Annotated in this window: 3 protein-coding genes and 1 pseudogene; all 4 read right to left on the minus strand. The window is 48.0% G+C overall.

Annotated elements, in window-relative coordinates:
- The coding region (locus tag MHN01_RS23065) for an SDR family NAD(P)-dependent oxidoreductase (protein ID WP_239413688.1) at nucleotides 1–597 on the minus strand (597 nt) is incomplete at its 3' end.
- A gap of 30 nt (nucleotides 598–627) precedes the next feature.
- Nucleotides 628–1,539, minus strand: a complete 912-nt coding sequence (mmsB, locus tag MHN01_RS23070) for a 3-hydroxyisobutyrate dehydrogenase (RefSeq protein WP_239413689.1) — start codon at nucleotides 1,537–1,539, stop codon at nucleotides 628–630.
- A gap of 33 nt (nucleotides 1,540–1,572) precedes the next feature.
- Nucleotides 1,573–2,751, minus strand: coding sequence for an enoyl-CoA hydratase/isomerase family protein (locus MHN01_RS23075; protein ID WP_239413690.1), 1,179 nt, complete (start codon nucleotides 2,749–2,751; stop codon nucleotides 1,573–1,575).
- A gap of 20 nt (nucleotides 2,752–2,771) precedes the next feature.
- A pseudogene (locus MHN01_RS23080) lies at nucleotides 2,772–2,889 on the minus strand (enoyl-CoA hydratase); the annotation flags it as partial.

Consider the following 2,889-nt stretch of genomic DNA (forward strand, 5'->3'; position numbering starts at 1 on the left):
CATCGCTGTCTGCACAATCCCGGGAGCAACTGCTGCTGCACGAATACCATACCTTCCAAGCTCTTTCGCCCAGCACACTGCCATGGTGGCGACGGCGGCTTTTGAGGCCGAATAATTGGTCTGACCGATATTACCGGCTCGGGAAACACTGGAGATGTTAATGATTGCTCCTTGGCTTTCGGAAGCAACCATCTGTAAGGCAGCCTCTCGACCACACAAGAAAGTCCCGGTCACATTCACATCCATCACAGTCTTGAATTGCTCCAGTGACATCTTGCTGATCTCACCTTCTTTTTGCTTAACCAGTAAGCCATCGCGTAATACCCCGGCGTTGTTTACCAGCCCGTTTAACTGACCAAAATCATCAATCACACTCGAGAAAACGTCTTCAACATCCTTCTCGCAGGTTACATCGGCTATATATATCAACGCTTTGGTACTGAGCATCTGGCACTGCGACTTAGTTTGCTTCAAGCCATCTTCATTGACATCAATAAGAGCCAGCTCAGCACCAGCCTGGGCCAAAGTAACTGCCATCATTTGGCCTAGCCCCTGCCCGGCCCCTGTAATTGCAATGACACTCTGCTTCAAATCCATATGTCTGCCTCCCCTGAATAGAATTTAGGCTCAATTGTTGCTTTTCTTGTCACGGTAGAACTCGAACATGCTGGAGAAATCCAGTAACTCATTGCCTTTTGCGTTATGAAGTGCATAAAGGTTTCTGGCCAAAGCCCCCATCGGAATGGCCGACTGGCTATGAAGGGCGGCATCCATCCCTAAACCAAGATCTTTGAGCATTAACTTACTCATAAACCCCGGCTGGTAAGCGTTGCTAGCAGGCGCTTTATCCATCACACCAGGGCACGGGTTATACAGCTCCAGAGCCCAATTACGCCCAGAACTCTGCAGCATGATATCTGAAAGGACTTTGGGGTCGAGGCCGTTATCAATGCCCAGGCTTAATGCCTCACACGTCCCCGACATCAAAATACCTAACATCAGGTTATTGCATATTTTGGCCATTTGTCCGTCACCAGCCTTACCCGCATGGAAGATGTTCTTTCCGACATGTTTAAGAGTCTCTTGCGCTTTCTCAAATCCGCTGTCAGTACCGCCAACAATAAACGTCAGTGTTGCAGCTTGTGCTCCGGCGACACCACCGGAAACAGGGGCATCAACAAACTCTAATCCCTTCTTTTCAGCCTCTGTGGCCACGATACGAGCCGACTCCGGATCAATTGTCGAAGAGTCAATCAGGAAAGTATCATCATCAACAAGGTTGAGCAGACCGACACCTCCATGATGATCGCCAAGATAAACAGCCCTAACATGTTCACCGGCAGGAAGCATCGTAATAACAATGTCTACTCCCTTTACCACCTCTTCAGGAGACGAGGCAACAAAGGCACCGTGGCTTTCAAGCTTTTGTGCTGCCTCGGTATTCAAATCATAAACTCTTACGGTACAGCCAGCTTTCAATAGATTTTGAGCCATTGGGTTGCCCATGTTACCCAACCCGATAAACGCGATGGTGCTCATGATAAACCTCCTACGTAATAGAGATAATGTTGGTTAGTTCATTGTTAATGATTGACCTAATGTGGCCAGAGGATTCTCGGATTCATCCCAAAGCGGGGTAAACAAGGAGTCAATGACACTTTGGTCGACTTCACTCAAAGTTGTATATAGCCAACCTGGTTGACCACATTTATCTATCAATCTTGCCCTGACTCCCTCTTCAAACTCACCAAGTAAACCGCAATGCACAGATAAACTTAATTCAAGTCGGAAACACTCTTCCAACGACAAGTGGTGATATTGAGTCAACTGGCGAAAGCAAATATTGGCCGTAATTGGGCTGCCTTCCTCAAGCGTTCTTTTTGCTCTTTCCAGCCAGCGACTATCTCCTTCAATCGACATGATCTGGCGGGATATACCAGCCAAATCGTCCGCCTTACAGGCGAGCTGAATCTGAGAAAAATATGGACGGATATAACTAACCGGACGATGTGGGTCTGCGGTATCAGCAAAGCCAGTCAACATCTCTGTGACCAACTCCTTGTTGAACGTCAAATCACCATCTGCATCTTTGTTACCTTTGACCCAATTGCTACCCTGTAACTTCTCAAGCACTGACTGCTTCTGTTCGGGTATTAACATATGCTCCGACATCCCTAATTCAAGCGCATCAGTAGCGTTGATTTGGGCGCCGGTAAGCCCAAGAAACATACCAATACCGTCAGGAAGTTTGTTCAGAAACCAGGTTCCGCCAACATCCGGATATAGCCCGATACTTATCTCTGGCATGGCCAACCTGGAGGTGGGCGTCGTGACTCTATGGCTGGCACCCATATAGAGGCCCATCCCGCCCCCCATTATTATTCCTTCCCCCCACACTATCACCGGCTTGCTGTAGCGATGAATTAAGTAATCGCAGCCGTATTCAACCGTAAAGTACTCTGTCAGAAATTGCTTTGTCATTTCGGCCTGATCTTCTCTCTCTGACGCAGCACGCATCATGTTATACATGGTGCGGACATCACCTCCTGCGCAAAACGCCTTCTCACCAACACCATGCAGAAAGACGCACACGATACGTTCATCGCTCTCCCATACTTCCAGCTTTGCTTTCAGTTGCCTGAGCATATCCAGTGTCAGCGCATTGAGCGAGGCTGGGTTGTCTAGTTCCACTACCCCAATCTTGTTCCCATCAACACAATCAAGCTCACTGCAGTTCACTTTGCCAACCATTGTCTACCTCATTATTTTGATTACTTGTTCTTCCATTGGGGTGGACGCTTGTCCAAAAACGCCTTCACACCTTCAGCTTGATCTTCGGTATCAAACAACTGAACAAACAATTCACGCTCTTTCATCAGGCCATGTTGC

This window comes from Photobacterium sp. OFAV2-7, from assembly GCF_022347985.1.
In the GTDB taxonomy this organism is placed as follows: Bacteria; Pseudomonadota; Gammaproteobacteria; order Enterobacterales; family Vibrionaceae; genus Photobacterium.